Here is a 24,026-nt window from a genome sequence, read left to right as displayed (position 1 = left end):
ACGCGCGGGCAACGCGGCCGGCGCCAGAGCGGCAGCCGCGGAACCCGTTATTCCGCCGGGGCCGTGCCGACAACCTGTCCGCGCGGCTCTTCACTGAGCCAGCGATAGGCGATGCCGCCCAGCGCACCGCCGATCAGCGGCGCGACCCAGAACAGCCAAAGCTGCGTCAGCGCCGCACCGCCGGCAAACAGGGCGACCCCGGTGCTGCGAGCGGGGTTCACGGAGGTGTTGGTGACGGGAATGCTGACGAGATGGATCAGACACAGCCCCAGCCCGATGGCGAGCGGCGCGAAGCCGGCCGGAGCCTTGCCATGGGTCGCCCCCATGATGATGAAGAGGAACATCGCCGTCATCACCACTTCGGTCAGAAAAGCGGCGAACATGCTGTATTTGCCCGGCGAGAAATCGCCATAGCCATTCGAAGCGAAGCCCTTGGCGAGATCGAAGCCAGGTGCGCCGCTGGCGATCAGATACAAAACGAGAGCGCCGAGAACGCCGCCCGCGACCTGCGCCGCGATATAGGGCGCGATCTGCCCGCTCGGGAAACGGCCGCCTGCCGCAAGTCCGACCGTGACGGCGGGATTGAGATGGCAGCCGGAAATGTGACCGATCGCATAGGCCATCGTGACGACCGTCAAGCCGAATGCCAGCGACACGCCGAGCAAACCGATCCCGACACCGGGAAAGCCCGCGGCGATGACGGCGCTGCCGCAGCCGGCGAAAGTCAGCCAGAACGTGCCGATGAGTTCCGCGACATATTTTTTCGTGTTCATGGCATCCCCCCGGATTTAGCTGGGGTAAATGCTGCACCCTGCACAAGAAGCGGTCAATCGCGTCAGGCGCACTCCGGCGCGTTTTCAATGCTGCGTTGCAGTACCCCCCGTTCCGCGGCGGCAGAAATGCGCGGCAACGCTGCCCGGGAAGCTGTGACGGCGCCCGGACGCAACGAGTCAGGCGCGGGCTGACCTGGCGGCGAAGCGCATTTTCAGCCGGAAACGCGAAGCCGGTGCGACCGCGATTCGAATGCGGTCCCCAGATGATGCCGGCCATGCGGCTCACGAGTTCGCCAAGGCGGCGTTGTCGCCCGCGCAATAGTCGGCTAGACCGCGCGCTGCAAGACGACACAGGAGCGCCCGCGTGGCCAACGACGCCGAGATCAAGAGCAAGCCTGCACGCGACAAGGCTGCGAGAGACGAAGGCGGCTTCCTCGAGACGGTCAAGGTCGTCGTCCAGGCGCTGCTGATCGCGCTCGTCATCCGCACACTGCTGTTCCAGCCGTTCAACATTCCCTCCGGCTCTCTGATCCCGACCCTGCTGATCGGCGATTACCTGTTCGTCTCCAAATACACTTACGGCTATTCCAAGCACTCGGTTCCCTTCAGCCCGCCGCTGTTTTCGGGGCGCGTCTGGGCGGCCGAGCCCAAGCGCGGCGATATCGCCGTGTTCAAGCTGCCGACCGACAACGTCACCGACTACATCAAGCGCGTCATCGGCCTGCCGGGCGACCGCATCCAGATGATCGACGGCATCCTGCACATCAACAACGTGCCGGTGAAACGCGAGCGGATCGCCGACTACGTCTCCACCGACAGCTGGGGCCGCAGCGCGCCGGTGATTCACTACCGAGAGACGCTGCCCAACGGCGTCAGCCACGAGATCATCGAGCGCGAGGGTGATACCGGCACCTTCGACAACACGGTCGTCTTCACCGTGCCGCCGGGTCATTTCTTCATGATGGGCGACAACCGCGACAATTCGCTCGATTCGCGCGACCGCAGCGTCGGCTATGTCCCATTCGAGAACTTCGTCGGCCGCGCCGAGATCATCTTCTTCTCGATCGAGGATGGCGCTTCGGCCTGGCGGGTGTGGGAATGGCCCTGGACGGTGCGGTGGAACCGCCTGTTCAACCCGATCAAGTGAGCAAGGCTGGCGAACAGGGGCGAAAGAGCCCGAACCTCGGGCGGCTGGAGACGACGCTCGGCTATGCCTTTTCCGACCGCGCGCTGCTGACGACGGCGCTGACCCATATGAGCGCGGAAGGCGGCACTCGTCTCGGCAGCTACCAGCGCCTGGAATTCCTCGGTGACCGGGTTCTCGGCCTCAGCGTCGCCGACATGCTGTTCGTGCGCTATCCCCAGGCCGAAGAAGGCGACATGTCGCGCCGGCTTGCCGATCTCGTCCGCAAGGAAACCTGCGCCGAAGTGGCTCTGGCCTGGGATCTCGGACAGTTCATGCGGTTGGGCGAAGGCGAGATCCTCGGCGGGGCACGCAAGAACAAGGCGATCCTGGCCGATGCCTGCGAGGCGATCATCGGCGCCGTCTTCATCGATGGCGGCTATGCAGCGGCGCGCGGCCTGGTCGAGCGCGCCTTCGGCGAGCGGCTGCTGAAGCCGGTCAAGCCGCTGCGAGACGCGAAGACGGCGCTGCAGGAATGGGCGCAGGGCAAGGGCTTCCTGACGCCGACCTATAGCGAGCGCGGCCGATCGGGGCCCGATCACGCGCCGCTCTTCAGGGTTGCCGCGCGCATCACCGGGCTCGTCGACGCCGAGGCGCAGGGCCCCTCGAAGCGGCTGGCCGAACAGGCCGCGGCCGAGGCTTTCCTTCGCCGCGAAGGGCTCTGGAGCGAGACCATGGAGAACGACAATGGCTGAGGCTAAAATGCCGACGCGCTGCGGCTTCGTGGCCCTGATCGGTGCGCCAAATGCCGGCAAATCGACGCTTTTGAACAAGCTCGTCGGGGCCAAGGTCTCGATCGTCTCGCGCAAGGTGCAGACGACGCGCACGCAGGTGCGCGGCATCGCTTTGTCGGGCGCGGCGCAGGTGATCTTCGTCGATACGCCCGGCATTTTCGCGCCCAAGCGCCGGCTCGACCGCGCGATGGTGACGAGCGCCTGGGGCGGCGCGACCGACGCCGACCTGATCGGCGTGCTGATCGATGTCGAGCGCTTCGACAATGAGGAGAATACCCGCCTGCTGGAAAAGCTCGCCGAGCTGAAACAGCAGAAATTCCTGATCCTCAACAAGGTCGATCTCGTCGCGAAGGAAAAACTGCTCGAGATCACGACCAAGGTGAACGAACTCGGCACGTTCGAGACGACCTTCATGATCGCGGCGCTCTCCGGATATGGCGTCAAGGACATCCTGACCTGGCTGGAGACGCGGCTGCCGTTCGGCCCCTGGCTCTATCCGGAGGACCAGATCTCGGATGCGCCGCTGCGCTTCCTCGCCGCCGAGATCACGCGCGAAAAGATCTTCGAGCGCCTGCATGACGAGTTGCCCTATCGCTCGACCGTCGAGACCGAACAGTGGCAGGAGCGGCCCGACGGCTCGGTCCGGATCGAGCAGACGATCTATGTCGAGCGCGAGGGCCAGCGGAAGATCGTGCTCGGCGAAGGCGGCCAGACGATCAAGTCGATCGGTCAGAAGGCGCGCATCGAGATCGCGGAGGCGGCCGAGGCCAAGGTGCATCTCTTCCTGTTCGTGAAAGTGCGCGAGAACTGGAGCGACGATCCCGAGCGCTATCGCGAGATGGGGCTGGAATTTCCCAAGGGCTGAGGCGGCCTCAGAAAGCGGCGCGAAACGCTGCCGCCAGTTCCCGGACGAAGGCGCCGGCGCGGGGCGTCGCGACATTGCTGCGCAACACGACCTGCGATGCGCCCAGCACCGGCAGCCCCCATTCCGGCCCGACATCGACGGCGCCGCGGGGCGCGATGCGCGCCGCCAGCGGCGAGACCCCGAGGCCACCCTGAACGGCCGCCATCACCGCCGCCATGCCGCCGCCGATGAAGGCCTCGCGCCAGGCGATGCCGGCGCGGTCCAGCGCATCCATCCCGTATCGCCTCAGCCAGCAATCGGCGATGAGACTGACAAAAGGCAGGGGGTCGGAGGGCCTGCGCACCAGGCCATCGGCGGCAAACCATCCGACGACATCCTCGCACAGCACCTCTCCCGTCCGCCCCGCTCCAAGCCGGCGGATGATCGCAACGTCGAGTTCGCCGCGCTCGAAGGCCTCTTCAAGCGCCCGCGACGGCTCGATCCTGAGATTGATCACCAGTCCGGGATCATGAGCCGCGAGCCGCGCCAGCACTGCCGGGATTTCAGCGCCGACCGCCTGTTCGCTGATGCCGACGGCGATCCGCTCGGGCGCTGACGTAAAGGCCGAAAGCGCCTTGCCATGCGCCGCCAGCAGGTCGCGAGCGGCAGGCAAAAAACGCTCTCCGTCCGCTGTCAGCCGCACCAGCCGGGGATGACGTTGCAGCAGCATATGGCCGAGCGCGCCCTCGAGCTTCTTGATCCGCGTGCTGACGAGCGATTGCGTCGTGCCGAGCGCCTCGGCGGCGCGGGTGAAGCTCCTGAGTTCGGACGCGTTCAGGAACGCCGCGATCGCATCGATATCGAGCGAAGCTACACCAATCATTTTATTTCCATATCTATGATATCGCGTAAGATAGGATATCAGAATTTATTGGTGACGGCTAGGTTGGCTTTGCAAGCGGGACGCCGTCCCGTCATCCAAAGGTGATCGTCATGCCCCTGATCCGCATTTCCATGAGGCGCGGCCGCCCGGCCCCGGAGCGCGCTGCCATTGTCGATGGCATCTACAAGGCGCTGCGCGACACCTTCGAGGTGCCGGAGAACGACCTCTTCGCCGTCGTGCACCAGCTTGACGCAGACGAGTTCATCTTCAATCCCCATTTTTTCGGCTTCGAGCGCGGCGCCGGTCTGGTGATCATCCAGCTCACCATCTCCAATACGCGCGGCGTGACCCAGAAGAAGAAGCTCTACGCCGCGATCGCCGAGAACCTGCAGCGCAGCCCCGGCCTCAAGCCGGACGACATCTTCATCAACCTCGTCGAGACCAAGCGCGAGGACTGGTCCTTCGGCGGCGGCATCGCGCAATATGTGGCGTGAGAGCTGCGGGGCGGGCAACGACGACAACCGCCCTTCCCGCCCGTCAACAGGTCCGGGCGGGGCTGCGCGAAAACGGGTTTCCCCTTTTCGCAAGCTGCTCTAAGACGCGCGCAGCCTTCGATGCGAGAGATGCCCCGATGACCGACGACGACGTTCTGGCCGAATTCCGCGATGCCGGCGCGCTCCTCGAAGGGCATTTCATCCTGTCCTCGGGCCGGCGCAGTTCGGTCTTCCTGCAGAAGATGTTCGTCTTCCAGGACCCGGAGCGGACATCGCGGTTGTGCAAGGCGCTCGCCGCCAAGATCGAGGCCGCGTTCGGGCTGATCGACTATGTCGTGTCGCCGGCGATCGGCGGCATCGTGCCGGGCTACGAGACGGCCCGGCACCTGAAGGCCAAGGCCATCTTCGTCGAGCGCGAGGGTGGCGTCTTCCGGCTGCGGCGCGGCTTCACGCTGCCTGCCGGCGCGAGGGCCGTGATCGTCGAGGACATCATCACGACGGGCCTGTCGCTGCGTGAATGCCGCGACTCGATCCTCGGCGAACCCGGCACCGTGCTCGGCGCGGCATGCCTGATCGACCGCTCCGCCGGGCGCGCCGATGTCGGCATGCGCCTCGTCAGTCTCGTGACGCTCGATATTCCCGATTACGCGCCAGACGCCCTGCCCCCGGAGCTCGCCGCCATTCCGGCAATCAAACCCGGCAGCCGCGGCCTCAGCGCCTGAGCAGCCCGGACAGGGCCACGATGCGGCGAGACGCCGCGTCATCTACCCCGGGTTGCTGGAAAAATGGCCGTCATTCGACATTGTTAGACCGTCATCTTTGCCGACTTTATTTATTCGAGCTGATTTGAATCAGGAGTTCATTGCCATGGCCACCGAACCGCGCATCGCGCTTTTCATCGACGGCGCCAACCTCTACGCCACGTCCAAGCAGCTTGGCTTCGACATGGACTATCGCCGCCTGCTGAAGGAGTTCCAGGGCCGGGGCAACCTGATCCGGGCGTTCTACTTCACCACCCTGATCGAGAGCGAGGAATACTCATCGATCCGGCCGCTGGTCGACTGGCTCGACTACAACGGCTACCGCGTCATCACCAAGGCAGCGAAGGAATTCACCGACGCCACTGGCCGCCGGCGCGTAAAGGGCAACATGGACATCGAGCTTGCGATCGAGATGCTCGAACTCGCCCCGCATCTCGACCAGATCTACCTGTTTTCAGGCGATGGCGACTTCCGGCCCCTGGTCGAGGCCGTGCAGCGCAAGGGCGTCAAGGTCTCGGTGGTCTCCACCATCGCCACTAATCCGCAGATGGTCTCGGACGATTTGCGCCGGCAATGCGACGATTTCCTCGATCTCGCGCATCTGATGCAGAAGATCGGGCGCGACCCCTCCGAGCGCTCGTCGCGCGGACCCGGCCCCGCCGGCACGCCCGGCAATCCGGGGCTGGAGCGGCGCTATGGCATCCGCCAGGGCGACGAGCCGGTCGTCGAGGGCTGATCCTTCTCGCCCGAGGGAGAGGGTTCAGGCGCCCGCCTTCAAGATGCGGGCCTTGTCGCGATTCCAGTCGCGGTTCTTCTCGGTCTCGCGCTTGTCGTGCAGCTTCTTGCCGCGTCCGAGGCCGAGCTCGACCTTGGCCCGGCCCTTCTCGTTGAAATAGACCTTCAACGGGATGATGGTGTAGCCGTCGCGCTGGATCGCCCCCATCAGCTTGTTGATCTGGCGGCGATGCAGCAGCAGCTTGCGCGGCCGCTTGACGTCATGGTTGAAGCGGTTGGCTTCGAGATATTCCGGGATATGGGCGTTGAACAGGAAGAGCTCGGTGCCCATCGGCCCGGCATAGCTCTCTCCGATGGTCGCACGGCCGCCGCGCAGCGACTTGATCTCCGTGCCCTGCAGTGCGATGCCCGCTTCCAGGGTCTCTGTGATCTCGTAGTTGTAGCGGGCCTTGCGGTTGTCGGCGGCGAGTTTGTAACGGTCCGGATCGGGCTTGTTCATGCGCGTTCACGAAAGCCATAGGTCTTGACCAGACCCGCCATCGCCTGCGATTCCGATTCAGGATCGGCGCTCAAGCCATTGAGAACGCCGAGCTTGTCGGCCTCCTGCCGGTTCTGGCTGAGCTTGAACTTGCCGAGCAGCGACGCGATCTCGATCTCGATGCCGACGATGCCGCGCATTTGCCCGGCGATGAACGGCTCGGGCGCGTCGGTCACGGCCCAGGGTTCCTCGCGTGGCCGCTCCTGCTGGGCGGTCAGCGCTTCGAGATGGGCATGCAGCCAAGCGGGGTCCTCGACGGTATGCGCCGGTCCGCGCGCCTGTACGGTGACATAATTCCAGGTCGGCACGACCTTGCCGTGCTCCTGCTTGGAGGCATACCAGGCCGGCGTGACGTAGCGCTCGACGCCGGCGAAGACGACCAGCGTCTCGGCCCCGGCGGCGATCGCCTTCCACTGCGCATTCGGCCGGGCGAGATGGGCGCGCAAGATTCCCTGCTCGCCCTCGTCGGCATGGAGCACGAACGGCACGAGATTGGCGATGAGGCCGCCCTCGCCCATCGTCACCAACGTCGCCAGCGGATGCGCGCGCATCACGCCGTGCAGGGCGGCGCGGTCCTCGACCTTGAAATGGCTCGGCTCGTACATGGCAACCTCCAGGCGCTCACCCGAAGCCGGACGAACGCGATCCCTTTATCTAGGCATTCAGGAGCCCGGCGAAAACCATCGCATCGCGAATGGCCTTTCCGGTCGGCGCCGTCACCGGCAGCAGCGGCAGGCGCAGCTCCTCCTCGATGCGGCCGAGCAGGCTCAGCCCGTGCTTGGCTCCGGCGAGACCCGGCTCCTTGAAGACGGCATCATGCAGCGGCACGAGGCGGTCCTGAACCTTCAGCGCCCCAGCATAGTCGCCCTTCAGCACCGCCGACATCAGCTCGGCGCAGAGTTGCGGCGCGACATTCGCCACGACCGAGATGCAGCCATGGCCACCGGCGGCCATATAGGCCAGCGCCGTCATGTCCTCGCCCGAGAGCTGGATGAAATCGGCCCCCATGGCGTGGCGCTGCTGCGAGACGCGGGCGAGATTGGCGGTCGCGTCCTTCACGCCGGCGATGTTCTTGAGTTCGTAGAGCCGCGCCATGGTCTCGACGGACATATCGACGACCGAGCGCGGCGGGATGTTGTAGATGATGATCGGAATGCCGATCGCGTCGTTCACCGCCTTGAAGTGCTGATACATGCCTTCCTGGGTCGGCTTGTTGTAATAGGGCGTCACCACGAGCACGGCGTCGGCGCCGGCCTTCTCGGCATGGACGGCGAGGTCGATCGCCTCGGCCGTGTTGTTGGAGCCCGCGCCCGCGATCACCGGCACCCGGCGCGCGGCCTGCGCGACCACGATCTCGACCACGCGCTTGTGCTCGTCATGGCTGAGCGTCGGGCTTTCGCCGGTGGTGCCGACGGGCACGAGCCCGGTCGAGCCGCTCTCGATCTGCCATTCGACCAGCGCCCGCAACGCCGCCTCGTCGATCTTGCCGCCTTTGAACGGCGTGACCAGCGCGGGAAGCGATCCGGTGAAGGCTGTGTGCTTGGTCATGTGCGCGGCGTCCTGACGCGAGGTGTCCAATCCGAGGGCCGTCACACATAAACCCTTGGCGTGCCGAGGCAAAGCCGGCAACCCATCAAAAAGCGTGGCCTCATGGTTAAGGCTTCATAAACCGCCATCGCCCACCATCGCAGATCGAGTGCCCCTTCAAGGAGCCTGCGATGGCCTCGCCCCTCGCCTGCATGCGCCTGGCCTGCCTCATCGTTCCCGCCTTGCTCGCCGGGCTCTCCGCGCGGGCGGCCGACGATGGCGACCACGCGATGCAGCAGCCGCGTGGGCTTGCGGTCGATGTCGAGACGACGGCCTCGCTGCCACCCTTCCCCGATGAATTGCTGCGCCAGAACGGGAGCGCCAATCCCGACGTCGTAAAGTCCGCCGTGGCGGCCTATCGCCGGGGGGCGCTTGCCGAGGGCGACGCCCTCGCTACGGGCGCAGCCGACGACCGCGTCGCGCGTCCGCTGCTGGAATGGGTCGCGATCCGTTCGGGCGCGAATATCATCCCCTTCGCGCGTCTGAACGCCTTCCTGCAGACCTATCCGAACTATCCGGCGACGACGCTGTTTCGCAGGCGAGCCGAAGAAATGCTGCTTGCGGAGAAGAAAAGCCCGGTCGTGATCCGAGCCTTCTTCTATGCGCAGCGCCCGGTCAGCCCCGCCGGCCGCGTCGCGCTGGCTTTGGCGCTCAAGGCGGAAGGCGACATCGAAGGAGCGACCGCGCTGGTCCGGCAGGTCTGGCGGCAGGACCATCTCGGCCTGCCGCTGGAGACGATGGCGCTTGCCGAATTCGGGGATGTGCTGACACGCGACGACCACCGGCTGCGCACGGAGCGCTATCTCTTCCGCGAGAATGCAACGGCTGCGCTGCGCAACGCCGCGCGCGTCTCGGCCGACTATGTCGCGCTCGCCAAAGTTCGCCTTGCCAGCGCCGATTCGCGACGCCCGCTCGCGCCCGCCACGATCGCCGCCGTGCCTGCCGCGCTGAAGACCGACATCTCCTTTGCCTTCGTGCTGGCGCAGCAGGCGCGACGCGCCGACAAGCTCGCCGACGCCGTCAAGGCGCTGGCGAACGTACCGCGCGATCCCGACCTGCTCGGCAATGGCGACGCATGGTGGGCCGAGCGCCGGCTGATCGCGCGCAAACTGCTCGACGCCGGCGACACTGCTCGCGCCTATGAGGTCGCGGCCGGCCATGGCGCGGAAACGAATGCCGAGCGTATCGACGCCGAATGGCATGCCGGCTTCATCGCGCTGCGCTTCCGCAACGATCCGGCGGCAGCGTTGAAGCATTTCGGCGAGGCCGCCAAGCTCGCGGAAACGCCGATCTCCGTCGCCCGCGCCGGCTATTGGGAAGGCCGCGCCGCCGAGGCTCTGGGCAAGGAAGAATTGGCCAAGGCAGCCTATGAGCGCGCCGGCGAGCACCCGATCGCCTATTACGGCCAGCTCGCCCGCGCCCGCCTCGGCCTGCCGGACCTGCCGTTGCGGCGTTCCGCCAGCGCGGCGCTCGGCCCCTTGCCGGGCCATCAGGGCGTGCGCCTGCTCTACAGGATCGGCGCCAGCGACCTCGCCGGCGTGATGCTGGGCGATCTCGCCCAGAGGCTGCACACGACCCCGGCGCTGGAGGCGGTTGCGGCCATCGCCAAACGCCAGGGCGACGTCAAGACGCTGCTTTCGATCGGGAAACTGGCGGTCCAGCGTGGCTTTCCGCTGGATTCCGCCGCGTTTCCGACCTTCGGGGTGCCAGACTTTCCTGTGCTCGGCGATCCGATGGAGCGCGCCATCGTCCACGCCATCGCCCGGCAGGAAAGCGCGTTCGACCCGACGGCGGAATCGCATGCAGGCGCGCGCGGCCTGATGCAGATGATGCCGGCGACCGCGCGCGAGACGGCAAGGCGGGCGAACCTGCCCTTCGACTGGCCAAGGCTCGGCCGCGACGCGCTCTATTCGGCCCAGATGGGCGCAGCCCATCTCAACGACCTTCTGAAGGACTGGCGCGGCTCCTACATCCTGACCTTCGCCGCCTATAACGCCGGCTCCGGCAATGTGAAGAAATGGATCGCAGCCTATGGCGATCCGCGTTCACCCGATGTCGATGCCGTCGACTGGGTCGAACGCATCCCGTTTTCCGAGACGCGCAACTATGTCCAGCGCGTCATGGAGAACCTGCAGGTCTATCGGCAACGGCTCGACCAGCGCACTGCCTATCTGATCGACCAGGACTTGAAGCGCGGCGGCCGGCGGGAGTGAGTGACCGCCGTCGAGCATTGGCTTAGGTTCTAATCTATGGTCGTCGCCGTGCCCTTTCTGATCTTTGTAACCTGCGTGATTGTCGGCATCGCAGCCGTCACTTGGTTTTGTCGCCGGCGTTTGAGCGTCACATTGCGATTTTCAACCGTTCTTCTCACCTTGTTGGTCTGGGACGCACGGGCCTATCTCGCTGATCGGAGTGTTGCGAGCCGCAATGACTGGCCGTTTGCAACATTTACCGAAAGTGATTGGCAAACGATCACGCGTCATCGCGTTTTGCTTTTTTGGATCATCCTCGCGAGCGTTGGGCCAGCCGGCGTGCTCGTCTTGAGTCTTGCAATCCGACCGGGTTAGGGAAGGGAGGGTGCCCTGAAGGTTTGTAGGCGGATGACAGCATGACCCCAGACACCGGCTTCACCTCCCTCTTCGCCAGCGCCCGCGACGGGCTGAAGCTTCACGCCCGCGACTACGGGCCGCTCGCCGCGCACGCGCTGCCCGTGATCTGCCTGGCGGGCTTTGCCCGCACCGCGGCTGATTTCCACGAGCTGGCGCTGGCGCTCTCGCAGGACGAGGCCGCGCCGCGCCGCGTGCTGGCGCTGGACTATCGCGGCCGCGGGCGTTCGGACTACGACGCGGACTGGGCCAATTACGACATTCGCGTCGAGCTCGACGATATGATGCAGGTGCTGACGGCGGCGGGCATCTCGGAAGCCGTCTTCGTCGGCACTTCGCGCGGCGGTCTGCTGACGATGGCGCTCGCGGCGGCGCGGCCGGCCATGATCAAGGGCGCGGTGCTGAACGATGTCGGGCCGGTGATCGACGCAAGGGGATTGCTGCGGATCCGGGGCTATGTCGGCAAATTGCCGGCGCCGCGCAGCTTCGCTGAGGGCGCGGAGATCCTGAAGCGCCTGTCGGACCAGCAGTTTCCGCTGTTCGGCGATGCGGAATGGGAAATGATGGCGCGCCGGACCTGGACCGAGCGCAATGGCCGGCTGGCGCCCGATTACGATCCCAATCTGATGAAGGTGCTGGAGGCACTCGATCTGGAGGCGCCGCTGCCGGTGCTGTGGAACTACTTCGCCGGCCTCAACGCCGTCCCGGTGCTGGCGATCCGCGGTGCGAATTCCGACCTTCTGGCCGAGAAGACGCTGGTCGAAATGGCGCAGCGCCATCCCGACTGCCAGATATTCGTCGCGCCGGGCCAGGGGCATGCACCTCTGCTCGGCCCCAGGGACATGGTGCGGCGGATCGGCAAGCTGATCGCCCGGGCCGAGCGGCTCGCGGCCTGAACCTCAACCCTGGCGCTGTGCCTTTATCGCGCGCGAATGCGCGGTGTCGCCGCCATTGGCGAGAATATCGGCGTCCTCCGCCCAGCTTGCCGAGCCTTTCGCAGGAACATCGGCGAAGGCGCAGAGATAGCGCAACTCGGCCTCATGCAGCGCCGCGATCTGGTCGAAATGCCAGAGGCCAAGGCGATTGAGATCGGCCGCGATCGCCGGGCCGATGCCCTTGATCAGTGTCAGATCGTCCGGCTTTCCGTCGCGCGCGGCCGTGAGCAGGTTCTTCGGCTTCTCGCCGTCGAACTCGTCATCGGTGACGCTGGCGACGTTGGCCTGCCCTTCCGAACCGTCGTCACGCGAGGACGCGACTTCGCCTGCCTTCGCGCGCCTGGCAAAGTCGGTCTCGACGCCGGCAGCGAGAGCCTTGGCCTGTCCGACCCAGTCCTCGCGCTCGATCCGGCCTGGAAAAGCGAGATAGCTGCCGATCCATTCGATATTCCGGGCATTCCATGCCGATACCTGGTCGAAATGCCAGATACCGAGCCCGTGCAGCCGACCCTCGTTCTGTCGGCCGATGCCCTTGATCAGCTTCAGGTCATCGGGCTTGTCGGCGCGGGCGGCGATTGTCCCCGAGGGGCGCTGACCGGGAATGGCGTCCTCGCCTTCCACTTTCGCCAGACCGGACGCACTCTCGCGGCCGGGCCTCAGCGCCTGAATAACCGTTTTACCATCGTCGACGAGCGCTTCGGCCACGTTGGCGGGCGCAGCGACAGAGGCCGCCGACGAAAGCGCGACGCTGACGAGGCCAGGCATCGCCTGTGCCGGCTCCTGCGTCGCACGTATAGCCGCAGCCAATGCGCAGCCGCCGAAATAAGCCGCGACAAAGAGCAATCCGGATTCCAGCCATAGCGCCGGGGCGCCGTTCAGAAACTGGAACCAACTCAAGCAGCCAGCAAGCATCCAGATCCCGGCGCCATAGAGCACCACCTGGCCGAGGAGCCGTAACTTGCCACCATCATGGCTGATCCAGCCCATGACGAAGCCGAGCGCGAAGGCCGCAAGCAGGAACCAGGCGAATTGCGAGGCGAGATAGAGCATGGCCGCCTCCTACTTCGCCACGGTGAACTGGACGCGGCGGTTCATCACCTTCGCGTCCGCCGCATCATGGGGCACGAGCGGCCGCTCCGTACCGAAGGCGGCAATCGAAAGCTGCCCGGCGTCGAGACCGCGCCGGACCAGCTCGTCGCGGACCCGCAACGCCCGGCGCTGAGACAAATCGAGATTGTTGAAGCCGCGGGCATCGCCGTCGCGATTGGCGTGGCCCTCGATGCTGATGCGTGCCGCCGGGCACTGCTTGAGGATCGCAAACGCCTCGCCGATGACCCGCTCCGTCGTGGGATCGAGCGTCACGACCGAGGTTCCCTGCCCGAACATCACGGTGTTTCGCTTGGTCAGCGCGTCGAGATCGTTCTGGCAGGTGTTGGGCGGATCGATGACGCAGCCGGTCTGGCGCAATCCAATCGTTGCCTCGACCCTTAGCCCGGACGCATCGCCCGAGGCCGCGCTGGTCTCGACCTCGCTCTTGATCAGGTCACGGCAGGTCAGGCCCTGGATCGTCACGCCGCTATCGCCAATGCTGGCCGAGCCGAGGTCGAGCCGAAGCAGGTTGACCAGCGCAGAACGCGCCGCGACAGCAAAACCGGCCGGCGCCCCGGGCAAGATGGTGGTCTCGTCGCTGAGCTTGCCGCGCAAGGGCGACGCGTCAACGAGCGCCGCCAGGGTCTGGCGCGACTGTTGGTCAGGCAGATAGCCGCCGAACGTGACGCCGGATTTGTCGACCGCGACGGACATGGAGTAAGGCCGCACCGACATGGCCGCGATTGCGGTCCGGGCTTCGAGACCAGCCGGCAGGGGCTTTTGCGCCAGCGCCGCCTCGAGCGCGCGCCAGCCTGCTTCGCCCGCGACTTCGCCGGAGAAAGCCAGTTCCCGCCCATCGAGCGAGACCGCGCCCTGCCGCATGCTGCCGAGAAGCTGCAAGGCGAAGCGCGTTGCCGCCGCATAGTCAGGCTCGGCGGCGAGCTTGGCGTCGCGCGTCAGCCGATCATCGATCTGGCCGGAACTGCCAAGCTCGGAGGCTGCCGCGCGCAGGGCCGCTAACGCCGCCTCKTCACGCACGAGCCCGCTCAGCAACAGGCCCTGATCGCTCTTTTGCGCCCGCCAGCGCAATGGTGTCGGAGGTGGCGGCGGTGGTGGCGGTGGAGCAACGGCAACGACCGGCGGCGGTGTCGCAGGAGCTTCGATGGCCGGCGTCGCGGGGACCGGCGTCGGTACGAGCGCCGGCTCGGCTGGAATGGAAAGCGGCGGAATATCCGGCAAGGCCGGCATCGGGGGCAAGGGTGGCGGCGCTGCCGGACAGGCGATCGTCGCCTGCGCGACGGAATCGGGCCCATCCAGTTGCGCGACCAACAGGCGCAAGGCCTGGCAGGCGTCATAGCCCTCGGGCCCGTCGCCCGACAGGGCATAGACGTCATCGGTCAGTTCGGCCTTGCCGCTGCGCAACCGGGCAAGATCGGAGATCGCGCGGGTCGCCTTTGCCAGAAACGCGCTTGGCGCGCCCAAAGCGGGCTTCATCAGATCCTCGATCCGGGCCGGTTCCGGAAAGCTGCCGCGCAGCAGCCTCAGCATCTGGCCACGCAGGTCATCGCTGGGATAAAAGCCGCTGATATCGACGCCGCCATCAGGGCGGCGCTCGACGCTCCAGCGATAGGGCGTCACGACCGGCGGCTCGAGAGCACAATCGACCGGCTGGAAACCGCTCTGGGCCAGACGCGACGCAGCGCCCTTCAGCGCCAGGAAGGCGTCAGGCGTATCGGCCCGACCCTCGACGCAGAACCGGCCATCGTCGAGCGCGACCTTGCCGGAAGAGAGCTTCGGCAACTCCGCCAGCACGGATTTCGTCATCGCCTCGAAACCGGCCGGCGCGCCAAATGCGAGCGTCTGGCGGTCATCGATGCGCAGGCCGGGCAGCGCGGCGACGGCTGTGGCGACATTGCTCGTTGCGACGGTTTCGTCCGGCACGAAGCCGTCCAGCGTCACGACATTGTTCTGGCGGATCGCCGCCCAGCTATAGGGCCGCTGCGCAATGACCTGAGACAGGCCGCCAAGAGCGCGCCGGACCCCGAATTCGGAGCGTAGCTGCGCCATCGTGGCGGCCGCGCCATCCGTCGACAACGCCTCGCCGCCGAGCAGGACGTCGCGACCAACGACGCGCGCGACGATCGGCTTGGCGCCCGGGGCCTTTCCCGCAGCGGCGTTGGCGACCGCCAACGCACGACGGCCGACATCCTGCTGGATCGTATCGCCAAGAACGAGATTGCCGACGCCCCAGAGCAGGGCAAGTGGCGCCAGCCCCCAAAGCCAACCCAGCGGTTGCGCCATCCCCATCCCTCGCAGGCCCGTCTAGAACAGCAGCCGCTTAGCCGGCCTCTCCCAGACACAGCCAAGTCACCCCGGATCGCCGCGTCATGTCAAGCGGCAGGGAACGGTAAGCCACGCTGTACAAACGAAAAAGCCCCGGGTTTCCCCGAGGCTTTCCAACTTGAGACCGGTAAACCGATCAGAAGTCGCGCTGGATGCGCAGACGGCCCTGGAAGGAGTCGTCGGTCTTGATCGTGCGGCCGAACGGCGTCACGTCGGCGCCAGTGGCGGCGATGCGGCGGCGGGCTTCGACGCGGGCGTAGAGAACTTCGACGCCGATGTCGAGACCAGCGACGGGCGACCAGATCAGGTTGGTGCCGGCGCGGATTTCGGACGGGTCGAGGGTCGAGACAGCCGAGCTGTAGTCCAGCTTGGAGTACGAACCATAGACGCCCTGGCGGATCGTCGGGGTCCAGTAGTGCAGCAGGCCGGCCGTGATGGCGTAGCCCTTGGTCAGGTGCGAGTTGCCGAGCGCGTCGATGGCAACGTCAGAGTTGGAGACGTTGATGCGACCGATACGGCTGGCGGCGGCCCAGGTCGACTGCGTCGAAGCGCCGCCGTAGCCGAGGTAGGAGATGCCACCCTGCGAGTAGGCAGCCTGCAACCAGAGATAGTCGCCAGCGGCGAGCATCGGCAGGTTGATCTTGACGCCGGCCTGAACGGCGAAGCCGTAGTCGTCGTTGTTCTGGGCGTTGGCGACAGCGCCACCGGCGAAGGAGCCGATCGGGCCGATCGTGTTGCGCTGAATGAGCGCGCCCGACAGCTGAGCCGAACCCCAGCCCTGCGTGATGTTGATGTTACCAACAACGTCAGGGATGGTCTGGCCGCCGAGGGTCGCCGTCGTGACGCCAGCAACGTTGGTGGTGATGCCACCGACCTGCTCACGCTCCGAACGGTCTTCCAACGACACCGTCGCCGAAATGCCCGAGCCGAAGGTCGCGGTGTAGGCCAACAGGTTGCCGGCAAGGTCCGAACCGCGGATGACGCCGTAGTTCAGGTCGTCGGCGTAGAAGTCGAAGAACGACTGAGCGCGACCAGCGGTGATCGGGCCGAACTGGATGAAGCCCTTGTCGAGCTGGAAGTTCGACTGGCCGTTGGCCGTCGGGCCGTCGCCCTGGCTGGCCGGACCGCCACGAGCGGCGCCGGCATGCAGGCCGGTGCCGTTGAAGGACTGGCCGTAGACGCCGTTCGAGTTGGTCATCTCGAAGCGGATGAAGGTGCGCAGCGTGCCATAGGCAGTCGCGGTGCGGGCGTCGATGTTCAGACGGCCACGAGCACGGAAGCCGTAGCCATCCTGCGCGCGGGTCCAACGCTCGCCAACGCCGTACTCAGCGCGGATACGACCGCCGACGCGAAGGCAGGTTTCGGTGCCGGGGATGTAGAAGAAGCCCGCGCCGTAGGTGGAGCAGACACGAACGTATTCGACCGGAGCGGCCTTCCGCGAAGGAAGGTCGGCGGCCTGAGCCCCGGCAACCGCGGCGATACCGGCGGCAGAACCGAGGAGGAGGCTCTTAACGAGCTTCATTGGTAACCTCCAAAATGAGTTTCGAGACCCTCGGGCTTCGGTTTGTTTCGGCGAAGGCCCCAGGAGACCAACCGCCGCACTCGCCTATTCCCGGCCTTTCGCCCGCGTCCCTGAACCATTCAGAGGCGAAGACGAAAAACAGCGACCGGGAATGTCCCGACGCAGGTTCACCATACGAATGCAGGATTGCCGATCAACCACCATCACGCCGTCGAGAGGGTCCCCGGGGTGCTTTGGAACCCGGTGTTGCAGGCGCGCCACGCTTTGAGAGCCAAAATTTACAGGCGCTTAACCAAGATCGCCCGGACGCGGCCCAATCAACTGCGAAAGTCCGAGAATCGCGATGGATCGCAGCGCCTGTCCCGATGGTTCGGGCAGGAGCGATTCCCGCCCGGCCCCGGCCTCTTCAGTACTCCCACTCCGCTCCCACGCCGACGGCGGCGCTGCCATCGGCGCCGGTCTCGGCCTGGATCTTGAGTCGGCGGGTGACGTCGATGCCGATCGAGACGCCGCTATCTTCGGGCTTCGCACCTGCTTTGACGCCGATCGAGACGTTGTCGCCGATATACCGGGAGACGCCGATGGTCGGCCCGCCCGCTCCGACCTGGATGTCGAGATTGTCGACGCCAAGCGATTTGCGCAGCCGTTCGAACGAATCGTCGCCGCCTCCGCCGGCGAACTGCGCCGCCGTCTGCGCGAGTTGCAGCGCCTGGAAGGGCGAGAGCGAGCCCGAGGCCCGGGCGAACAGGATGCGCGAGAGCACCTCGTCCTGCGGCAATTCGGGCTGCGAGGTGAAAGCGAAAGCAGGTTGGTCGGCCGCGCCGCTGATCAGGATCTTCGCCGTGACGTCAGATGCGCGCGTCTCGGCGACGAAATCGAGCTCGGGAATCGTACCGCCAGTGAAGCTCAGGCGGCCTCGTGAAAAGTCCAGCCGCTGGCTGAGCACGCTCAGGCGACCGCGCCGCAAGTCGAAACCGCCGTCCAGCGCCGGCGAAGCCAGCGTCCCGCCGACGCGAATCTCGCCGCCGAGTTCGGCATCGATGCCCCGGCCGCGGATGAAGACGCGGTTCGGCGCGGAGACGACAAGCGCCAGGGCTGCGTCGAAAGCGGGTTGCGGACGCCCCCTGCCCTTGCCCGCCGGCTGGGCCTTTCTGGCGGCTGCCAGCCGGGCGGCGGCAGTGCCCTTGGCCTTGACATGCCTGATGCCGTCGACCGGACGCAGCGAGGCCGGCAGGCGATCTGGCACCGCGACATCGAGCGAAACGACATCGACGCGGCCACCGATGCGTGGGCGTTGAGCCAGCGGGCCGCCGATCTCGAGCGCGAGATCGGCGACAGCGTTGACGATGCCGTTCGAGACGAGTTGGGCGCGGGCGCCCTGAATGCGCAAATTTCCCGGGAAGCCGGCGGCGGGATCGAGCCTGACCTGCCCGCTCGCCGAAAGCGTGCCGCCATTGGGCGCGCGGGCCGAGGCGCGCTCGATCGTCAGATTCTCGCCGGTGGCCGCGATGCGCGCCTCGATTTCGGTCAGGCGGACGCCCTGCAGCGCATCGGTGAAGCTGCCTTTCGCGAAGGTCGCGTTTCCGCTCAGGCGCGGAGCCGTGGCGGTGCCGGCGGCGCGCAGATCGAGCGCAAGCGCGCCGGCGAGCCTCTGGCCCTGCGCGGCGATCGACGCATTGGCGAGCGCGGCGTCGATACGGCCCTGCGCTGCGAGATCAAGCGAGCCGGTCGCGTTGAGCGGAGCCGAGCCGCGCACCGTCAGATTGACGAACTGGCCGGCGTTCAAGGCCGCGTTCACGCTGGTGCGGTTGCCGTCGAACTTCCCGTCACCGGTGATCGAGACAGGAGGCAATCCGGCCCGTCGCGTTTCCGGCGTCGCCAGCCCGGCGACACGCAGCGACCATGGGCCGGTCAGGGCGGCCGGTGTGCCTTTGACCTGCACTTCGGCGTTGAGCGTGCCAGCCAGATCGAGTTTCGGCACAGCGATGCGCGCTGCCGAGAGCGGTACGTCGCGGGCGGTCAGGCGCAGATCCAGCGTTTCGCCGGCCCGGCCATCGAGCGTCAGGCGGCCGGCATCGACCGCCAGCGCAAGATTGGCGATCGCGACGCCACCCGTCGGAAAGCTCAGCGTCGTCGGCTGCGCGAGCGCGATGCGCCGTCCGTCGCGACGCGCTTCGAACGAGGCGAGTTCGAGCCTCAGCGGTTCGGCCGGAACCAGCCGCCCGGCGCCGTTCAGGGCAAAGCCGCGCGCCGACGCGCTGAGCGTGAGGGCGCTGGCGTCGGCTGCTCCCCTGGAATTGAAACGGATCGTGCTGATCGGCTCGCCCGACACGACGGCTCGGTCGATCGCGACGATCGCGTCCAGCGACGGACGCCCGAGGATGTCGGCCGCGCCGATCGTCGCGTCGAGCCGATCGACCGTCAGCGACGGCAGGCTCAGCCGCGCCGCACGCGCCGTCAGGCTGGCGTTCTGGCGGCCATCCACGACGGCGAGCGCGACATCGGCATTGAGCTCGCCGCCGAGCCTGGTCAGCGCCAGCGCGGAGAGATCGTCGAGATTGCGGGCCGCCAGCGTGACGCGGCCAGCGGCGCGGTTCAGCGCATCGACCGTCAGCGCGCCGTTCAATCTCACCGAGCCGATTGCGAGATCGAGCGCTGACAGGTTCCAGCCATCGTCGGCGGCGCGGGCGAGCGCCATGCGGCCCGTCGCCGGCTTGGAGTCGATCTCGCCGGCGAGCGTGAGATTGGTGTCGAGCGCGCCCTGTAGATCGCGGATGACGGCGTCGATGGCGAGGCGCGGGATGGGACGACCGAGCGCCGTGGCGTTCGCGACCGCGATTTTCGCCGTGGCGTCGAGATGATCCTGCGGGCCGGTGACCCGGGCGGTGATGTCGCCTCGTCCCGACAAACGGGCATCGGCACGCTTCAGATCGGGCAGCGCAAGCGCGAGGCGCAGATCCGAGCGCTCGCGACCGATCCCGCCATCAGCCGCAATCGTCGCATGGCCTCCCACGATCTTGAGCCCGGTCACGGTCGCGTTGCCAGCCAGCACGCCGACCTGACCTGCGAGCGTCAGATTGCCTGCCAGCAGGCGGTCGAGCACAGCGTCGCCGGTAACGAGGTTGGCGATACGGCCGTCGAGCGTCGCGCCAAATGCGTTGGTCTTGGGCGTCGCGTCGAGATTGGCCGTGAACTCGGCGCGGCCGGCGAGCGTCCGTTCGGCGAGAGCGCTCAGCCGCGACAGATCTGGCAGGACGGCCTTGGCCTGTCCGAGGATCCGGGCGTTGCCGAGCTTGCCCTTGTAGTCGAGCTCGACCCCGGACATCGCAAGCCGCAGCGTCTCGAAATCGGCGGTCGCGTCGTCATTGCTCGCGCCGCGCAGCGTGAAGACGACGCGGTCGCCGACGATCCGGGCAAGTTTCGCATCCGCCAGCGCGACGCCGGTCGCCTCTCCATCGGCGACAAGCGCGATCCTGGTGCCGGGCTCGCCGATCAGGCCGCTCGGCGTTGCCGTAAAGCGGGCCACGAGCTTGCCCAGCGTGCCGGTCGATAGCCGCGCATCTTCGGCATCGAGCGTCGCGACGATGGCCGGGGCCGCGACGGCTCCCTTGATGGTCGCGTCGAAAGCGAGTTTCGCGATCTCGGTCCCGCTGGCGACGGTCTTGCCGGCGGCATTGGGACGGGCGGCGGCGGTGACCCGCAGATCGACGGTTTTGTCCGCGCCGTAGCGTCCGAGCACATCGAGCCGCGCCAGCGCCGAGACCAGAGCAAGATTGCGGATATCGACGCCGCCATCGTCGCGAATGCCGACCGCGCCGTCGAGACGGGTTGAGCCGGCAAAGACCGGCGCGGCTGGAGCGGGCATCAGTCCCTCGATCCGCGCGTCGAGCGCCAAAGCGAGTTCGCGCCCAGCGCCGGCACGCGAAAGATTGGCCGACCCCTGTGCGCCGATGGTCTCTCCTGCGGTGAAGGTCAGGTTCGAACGGAAGGCGTCGAGCGGGCCGTCGCCGTTCAGGTCGAGCTTGACCGGCGGCCGGCCCGGCAGATCGGCGACGCTGGCGATCAGGCCGCCTTGCGGCTCGTCGACCTTGGCCGAGACCTGCAACCGCGTGGTCTGCGGCACGAAGCCGAGCCGGACCGTGAACTCGCCCGGCCTGTCGAGCCTGCGGGCGTCGAGCTTCAGGTCGAGCCCTTCGGCCGGTGGCCCGAGCGTCGCCGAGCCGGTCGCTCCCAGCCGCGCGGCCGTCCCGAGCAGCGGCTCACCGAGCGACAATTCGCCGAGCTGGAAGGCCGTGACGACGACTTTCAGCGGCAGTTCCGGCAGGATCGGCTGATCCGTCGCGGCAGCTACGGCGGTCGAGGGCTGCGCCGCCGGCTTGCGCAGGATCTCGAGCTTGCCGATCTCGAGCCGGTCCACGGCGAGACGACGCAGCAGCAGCGCGCTGCGCGTCCAGACCAGCCGGGCACGATCGAGCCTGAGCCAGGGGCCGTCACGGTCGGACAGGACGATGTCGCGGATCGTCACGTCGGAGGACAGCGCGCCGTCGACCGCGCCGATCGAGACCTGGCTGGTGTCGCTGGAGAGCGCCCGCGAGATCAGGTCGGCGACGATGCCGCGATCGGTCTGGGCATTCTGGGCGAAGCCGCCGAAATGGGCGGAAACCAGCAGCCCGGCGACGAGCACGGCCATTGTCAACGCCAACCGGGCGAGATGGAAACGGCGGCCTACACCACAGCCCTCATCCTGAGGAGCAGCCGCAGGCTGCGTCTCGAAGGAGGCTCCAGAGCGCACTGGAGCATCCTTCGAGACGCGCTTCTGCGAAGCGCTCCTCAGGATGAGGGCTGATATTTGGAGGCCGAAGACTTTGAAAACACGCCGCATCAGAAGGCCTGCCCGATGCTGATATAGACCGCGACCGGCTTGTCGCCCTTGCGCGGGTTGAGAGGCGCGGCGACATCGAGCCGGATCGGGCCGATCGGCGTATAATAGCGCAGGCCGAGCCCGGCCGACATCTGCAGCGTCTCCTTGAAGTTCGGCAGGCTCGATTCGAAAGCCGTGCCGGCATCGAAGAAAGGCACGACGCCGATCGTGTCGGTGACCTTGATACGGGCCTCGACCGAGCCCTCGAACAGGCTGCGGCCGCCGGTCAGACGTCCGAGCGGGCCGAGCGGCGACAGCGATCGATAGGCATAGCCGCGCACCGAACCGCCGCCACCGGCATAGAAGCGCCGCGTCGCCGGGATGTCGGCCAGGCTCTCGCCGGCGATCGAGCCCAGGCCGAGGCGCCCCGCCAGCACATAGCGCGCATCCTCGTCGAGCGCGTAATAGGCCGAGAGCGCCGCCTTGGACTGCACGATGTTGACGGTCGAACCGAGCAAGCTCGGATAGGGCGTGACCGAAGCGGTGGCGCGGATGCCGCGCGTCGCGTCGAGCAGGCTGTCGGTCGAATCGTATTTCACCGAGAGCGGAATGCCGACAAGCGTGTAGTCGACCTGGCCGAGAACATCGCTGGTCTGGCCGCGCTCGACCTCGATGCCGGCCTGAACCGAGAAGGTGTCGGTGAAGCGCCGGCGCAGCGCCGTGGTGACGTTGGCGTAGCGCGCGGTGTAGCCGCCATAACGGTTCGTGCCGACGCGCTCGCGGGCGCCGGTTCCATCGACCAGCCAGTCATAGCGCGTGCCCCACAAGGCTGGCTTGAGAAAGCTCACGGCGAAGCGCCCGCCGAGATCGGAGCGCTCGAAATCGTCGAAGGTCGTGATCTTGGTGCCGTCGATGCGCGGCGCGAGGAAGACATCGCCTTCCAGCCGCAGGCGCTCGGCCCCGCCAAACAGGTTGCGGTGCTCCCAATAGGTCTTCACCGCCGGGCCATCGATGGTCGAATAGCGGGCGGAAAAGCCGATCAACCGCTTCGGACGTTCGGTCACATCGAGGAAGATCGGCAGGTTTCCGGCGGCATCGAGCCTGTCGCCCTCGCGGATTCGGACCGAACCGATGGCAGGGATCGTGGCGATCGACTTGCGCGTATCGGCCAGCGCCTTGGGCGAATAGGGGTCGCCCGGCTCGAGGTAGATGAAGGAGCGCACCACGGCTTGCGGAACATCGCCGCTGTCGCCGATCGTGACATCGCCGAAGCCCGCATGGGGGCCGGGTTCGACGACATAGGTCACATCCATGGTCTGCGCCGCGTGATCGACGACCGGGCGCAGTTCGACGACCTTGGCGAGCGGCCGCGACTGATTGCGCAGATGGTCGACCAAGGCGGCCTGCGCGGCGCGCAGCGAGGCGGAGGTCGCGGGATCGCCGGGCTTCAGCCGCGAGACCCGGGCGGGATCGACGATCGCTCCGCCGGCGCCCGCCCCGCGCTCGACGACCGCGACGCCGCGCAGGCCGAAGACCGGACCGGGCTGGACGCGCACCGTGATGGGAACCGGCTCGCGGTTGCGATGGGATTCGGCCGCGCGCACCAGGGCAGCGCCGGGTTCGACGCCCAGCTTGAGCGAGACCTCATCGACAGCGACTACGACCTCGGCGTTGAAATAACCCTGCGACCAGAGCGCGTCGACCAGCGGGTTGAGATCCGCCGCCATGCGGCGCGCCAGCGTCTCGCCATCCGGCGGCGCGTCCTGGCGCAGGCGATACAGCAGCGAGGCGTCCTGCAGCGTCCGCGTCAGCGCCTTGGCGTCGGCGGCGTCACCAAGGTCGAAGCTGAGCTGGTAGGGCAAGGCGGAGGCGCTTGCAGCCGGCGGCTGCTCCTTCGATCCGAACAGGCCGAAGACGTCGAGCGACGACAGATCGAAGGCCTCGGCCGGCACGGTTTGCCCACCAAGCATCGCGGCGAAAGCGCAGACGCCTCCGCCCGCAAGCCTGCGGGTCACCCTCCGCCACAACCGCATCCACCCTCCAAACGACGCCACCGGAACGCGAACGAATAAGTCCAGACTGTGTTCCCAAGATGATCGGATATTTCCAGATGATCTTGGAAAGATCGAGCGAACCGC

19 protein-coding genes are annotated in these 24,026 nt (G+C 66.9%); 9 read left to right on the top strand and 10 right to left on the bottom strand.

All coding sequences use genetic code 11. The features are described 5' to 3' along the window. Positions 1-47: 47 nt before the first annotated feature. Positions 48-773 (bottom strand): aquaporin Z, encoded by a 726-nt coding sequence (gene aqpZ, locus AC1DZY_RS01505; protein WP_476818287.1) that lies wholly within the window; start codon positions 771-773, stop codon positions 48-50. 382 nt (positions 774-1,155) lie between these two features. Here aqpZ and lepB point away from each other — a divergent pair, with 382 nt between their 5' ends. Genes lepB through era form a run of 3 tightly spaced genes read left to right on the top strand, consistent with a single transcriptional unit; the run spans position 1,156 to position 3,555 of the window. Continuing rightward, positions 1,156-1,920, top strand: a complete 765-nt coding sequence (gene lepB, locus AC1DZY_RS01500) for a signal peptidase I (protein ID WP_476818776.1) — start codon at positions 1,156-1,158, stop codon at positions 1,918-1,920. Further along, on the top strand, positions 1,872-2,651 hold the full coding sequence (rnc, locus tag AC1DZY_RS01495; protein ID WP_476818286.1) for a ribonuclease III: 780 nt from the start codon (positions 1,872-1,874) through the stop codon (positions 2,649-2,651). Before lepB ends, rnc begins: the two co-directional genes overlap by 49 nt. Next, positions 2,644-3,555 (top strand): GTPase Era, encoded by a 912-nt coding sequence (gene era / locus AC1DZY_RS01490; RefSeq protein WP_476818285.1) that lies wholly within the window; start codon positions 2,644-2,646, stop codon positions 3,553-3,555. Before rnc ends, era begins: the two co-directional genes overlap by 8 nt. A gap of 7 nt (positions 3,556-3,562) precedes the next feature. On the opposite strand, the gene AC1DZY_RS01485 is transcribed toward era, so the two are convergent. Next, positions 3,563-4,417 carry a LysR family transcriptional regulator gene (locus AC1DZY_RS01485; protein WP_476818284.1) on the bottom strand — a complete coding sequence of 285 codons (855 nt, stop codon included), beginning with the start codon at positions 4,415-4,417 and terminating at the stop codon, positions 3,563-3,565. Between the two features lie 110 nt (positions 4,418-4,527). On the opposite strand from AC1DZY_RS01485, the gene AC1DZY_RS01480 reads away from it, so the two are divergent. The 3 genes from AC1DZY_RS01480 to AC1DZY_RS01470 all read left to right on the top strand — a co-directional run bounded on the left by AC1DZY_RS01480 (position 4,528) and on the right by AC1DZY_RS01470 (position 6,408). Then, entirely contained in the window at positions 4,528-4,911 is a 384-nt protein-coding gene (locus AC1DZY_RS01480) for a tautomerase family protein (protein WP_476818283.1), read from the top strand. Positions 4,912-5,048: 137 nt separating this feature from the next. Next, positions 5,049-5,633, top strand: coding sequence for an orotate phosphoribosyltransferase (gene pyrE, locus AC1DZY_RS01475; protein WP_476818282.1), 585 nt, complete (start codon positions 5,049-5,051; stop codon positions 5,631-5,633). Between the two features lie 145 nt (positions 5,634-5,778). Then, a complete protein-coding gene (locus tag AC1DZY_RS01470) occupies positions 5,779-6,408 on the top strand; it encodes a LabA-like NYN domain-containing protein (RefSeq protein WP_476818281.1) in 630 nt (209 codons plus the stop codon). Between the two features lie 24 nt (positions 6,409-6,432). On the opposite strand, the gene smpB is transcribed toward AC1DZY_RS01470, so the two are convergent. The 3 genes from smpB to dapA are packed head-to-tail and all read right to left on the bottom strand — an operon-like array spanning position 6,433 to position 8,493. Beyond that, a complete protein-coding gene (smpB, locus tag AC1DZY_RS01465; RefSeq protein WP_476818280.1) occupies positions 6,433-6,906 on the bottom strand; it encodes an SsrA-binding protein SmpB in 474 nt (157 codons plus the stop codon). Beyond that, the gene (locus AC1DZY_RS01460; protein ID WP_476818279.1) at positions 6,903-7,550 is read right to left on the bottom strand and encodes an FMN-binding negative transcriptional regulator; all 648 of its coding nucleotides are present in this window, start codon (positions 7,548-7,550) and stop codon (positions 6,903-6,905) included. Before AC1DZY_RS01460 ends, smpB begins: the two co-directional genes overlap by 4 nt. A gap of 49 nt (positions 7,551-7,599) precedes the next feature. Then, the gene (gene dapA / locus AC1DZY_RS01455; protein ID WP_476818278.1) at positions 7,600-8,493 is read right to left on the bottom strand and encodes a 4-hydroxy-tetrahydrodipicolinate synthase; all 894 of its coding nucleotides are present in this window, start codon (positions 8,491-8,493) and stop codon (positions 7,600-7,602) included. 170 nt (positions 8,494-8,663) lie between these two features. Here dapA and AC1DZY_RS01450 point away from each other — a divergent pair, with 170 nt between their 5' ends. Genes AC1DZY_RS01450 through AC1DZY_RS01440 form a run of 3 tightly spaced genes read left to right on the top strand, consistent with a single transcriptional unit; the run spans position 8,664 to position 12,034 of the window. Further along, positions 8,664-10,745, top strand: coding sequence for a lytic transglycosylase domain-containing protein (locus AC1DZY_RS01450; protein WP_476818277.1), 2,082 nt, complete (start codon positions 8,664-8,666; stop codon positions 10,743-10,745). Positions 10,746-10,781: 36 nt separating this feature from the next. Continuing rightward, entirely contained in the window at positions 10,782-11,099 is a 318-nt protein-coding gene (locus tag AC1DZY_RS01445) for a hypothetical protein (RefSeq protein ID WP_476818276.1), read from the top strand. 41 nt (positions 11,100-11,140) lie between these two features. Continuing rightward, positions 11,141-12,034: an alpha/beta fold hydrolase gene (locus AC1DZY_RS01440; RefSeq protein WP_476818275.1), complete on the top strand. Its 894-nt coding sequence runs from the start codon at positions 11,141-11,143 to the stop codon at positions 12,032-12,034. Between the two features lie 3 nt (positions 12,035-12,037). Here AC1DZY_RS01440 and AC1DZY_RS01435 read toward each other — a convergent pair whose 3' ends face one another. The 5 genes from AC1DZY_RS01435 to AC1DZY_RS01415 form a co-directional block, all read right to left on the bottom strand. Continuing rightward, complete coding sequence (locus AC1DZY_RS01435) at positions 12,038-13,123, bottom strand: hypothetical protein (RefSeq protein WP_476818274.1); 1,086 nt, start codon at positions 13,121-13,123, stop codon at positions 12,038-12,040. A 9-nt stretch (positions 13,124-13,132) separates the two neighbouring features. Further along, the gene (locus AC1DZY_RS01430; RefSeq protein WP_476818273.1) at positions 13,133-15,463 is read right to left on the bottom strand and encodes an OmpA family protein; all 2,331 of its coding nucleotides are present in this window, start codon (positions 15,461-15,463) and stop codon (positions 13,133-13,135) included. A 178-nt stretch (positions 15,464-15,641) separates the two neighbouring features. Next, on the bottom strand, positions 15,642-17,027 hold the full coding sequence (locus AC1DZY_RS01425) for a porin (protein WP_476818272.1): 1,386 nt from the start codon (positions 17,025-17,027) through the stop codon (positions 15,642-15,644). A gap of 406 nt (positions 17,028-17,433) precedes the next feature. Beyond that, positions 17,434-21,717: a translocation/assembly module TamB domain-containing protein gene (locus AC1DZY_RS01420; RefSeq protein WP_476818271.1), complete on the bottom strand. Its 4,284-nt coding sequence runs from the start codon at positions 21,715-21,717 to the stop codon at positions 17,434-17,436. 191 nt (positions 21,718-21,908) lie between these two features. Next, positions 21,909-23,921 (bottom strand): autotransporter assembly complex protein TamA, encoded by a 2,013-nt coding sequence (locus AC1DZY_RS01415; protein WP_476818270.1) that lies wholly within the window; start codon positions 23,919-23,921, stop codon positions 21,909-21,911. Between the last annotated feature and the right edge of the window lie 105 nt (positions 23,922-24,026).

Source organism: Allobosea sp. P2_A10 (assembly GCF_056405115.1).
The sequence above is the reverse complement of the archived record's forward strand: the minus strand, read 5'-3'. Positions and strand labels throughout refer to the sequence as shown.

What these genes read in the sequence shown, in the direction of transcription:
- aqpZ (WP_476818287.1), bottom strand. Translation starts at nt 773, where the DNA reads ATGAACACGAAAAAATATGTCGCGGAACTCATCGGCACGTTCTGGCTG.
- rnc (WP_476818286.1), top strand. Translation starts at nt 1,872, where the DNA reads ATGGCCCTGGACGGTGCGGTGGAACCGCCTGTTCAACCCGATCAAGTG.
- era (WP_476818285.1), top strand. Translation starts at nt 2,644, where the DNA reads ATGGCTGAGGCTAAAATGCCGACGCGCTGCGGCTTCGTGGCCCTGATC.
- AC1DZY_RS01485 (WP_476818284.1), bottom strand. Translation starts at nt 4,417, where the DNA reads ATGATTGGTGTAGCTTCGCTCGATATCGATGCGATCGCGGCGTTCCTG.
- AC1DZY_RS01480 (WP_476818283.1), top strand. Translation starts at nt 4,528, where the DNA reads ATGCCCCTGATCCGCATTTCCATGAGGCGCGGCCGCCCGGCCCCGGAG.
- pyrE (WP_476818282.1), top strand. Translation starts at nt 5,049, where the DNA reads ATGACCGACGACGACGTTCTGGCCGAATTCCGCGATGCCGGCGCGCTC.
- AC1DZY_RS01470 (WP_476818281.1), top strand. Translation starts at nt 5,779, where the DNA reads ATGGCCACCGAACCGCGCATCGCGCTTTTCATCGACGGCGCCAACCTC.
- smpB (WP_476818280.1), bottom strand. Translation starts at nt 6,906, where the DNA reads ATGAACAAGCCCGATCCGGACCGTTACAAACTCGCCGCCGACAACCGC.
- AC1DZY_RS01460 (WP_476818279.1), bottom strand. Translation starts at nt 7,550, where the DNA reads ATGTACGAGCCGAGCCATTTCAAGGTCGAGGACCGCGCCGCCCTGCAC.
- dapA (WP_476818278.1), bottom strand. Translation starts at nt 8,493, where the DNA reads ATGACCAAGCACACAGCCTTCACCGGATCGCTTCCCGCGCTGGTCACG.
- AC1DZY_RS01450 (WP_476818277.1), top strand. Translation starts at nt 8,664, where the DNA reads ATGGCCTCGCCCCTCGCCTGCATGCGCCTGGCCTGCCTCATCGTTCCC.
- AC1DZY_RS01445 (WP_476818276.1), top strand. Translation starts at nt 10,782, where the DNA reads ATGGTCGTCGCCGTGCCCTTTCTGATCTTTGTAACCTGCGTGATTGTC.
- AC1DZY_RS01440 (WP_476818275.1), top strand. Translation starts at nt 11,141, where the DNA reads ATGACCCCAGACACCGGCTTCACCTCCCTCTTCGCCAGCGCCCGCGAC.
- AC1DZY_RS01435 (WP_476818274.1), bottom strand. Translation starts at nt 13,123, where the DNA reads ATGCTCTATCTCGCCTCGCAATTCGCCTGGTTCCTGCTTGCGGCCTTC.
- AC1DZY_RS01425 (WP_476818272.1), bottom strand. Translation starts at nt 17,027, where the DNA reads ATGAAGCTCGTTAAGAGCCTCCTCCTCGGTTCTGCCGCCGGTATCGCC.
- AC1DZY_RS01420 (WP_476818271.1), bottom strand. Translation starts at nt 21,717, where the DNA reads ATGGCCGTGCTCGTCGCCGGGCTGCTGGTTTCCGCCCATTTCGGCGGC.
- AC1DZY_RS01415 (WP_476818270.1), bottom strand. Translation starts at nt 23,921, where the DNA reads ATGCGGTTGTGGCGGAGGGTGACCCGCAGGCTTGCGGGCGGAGGCGTC.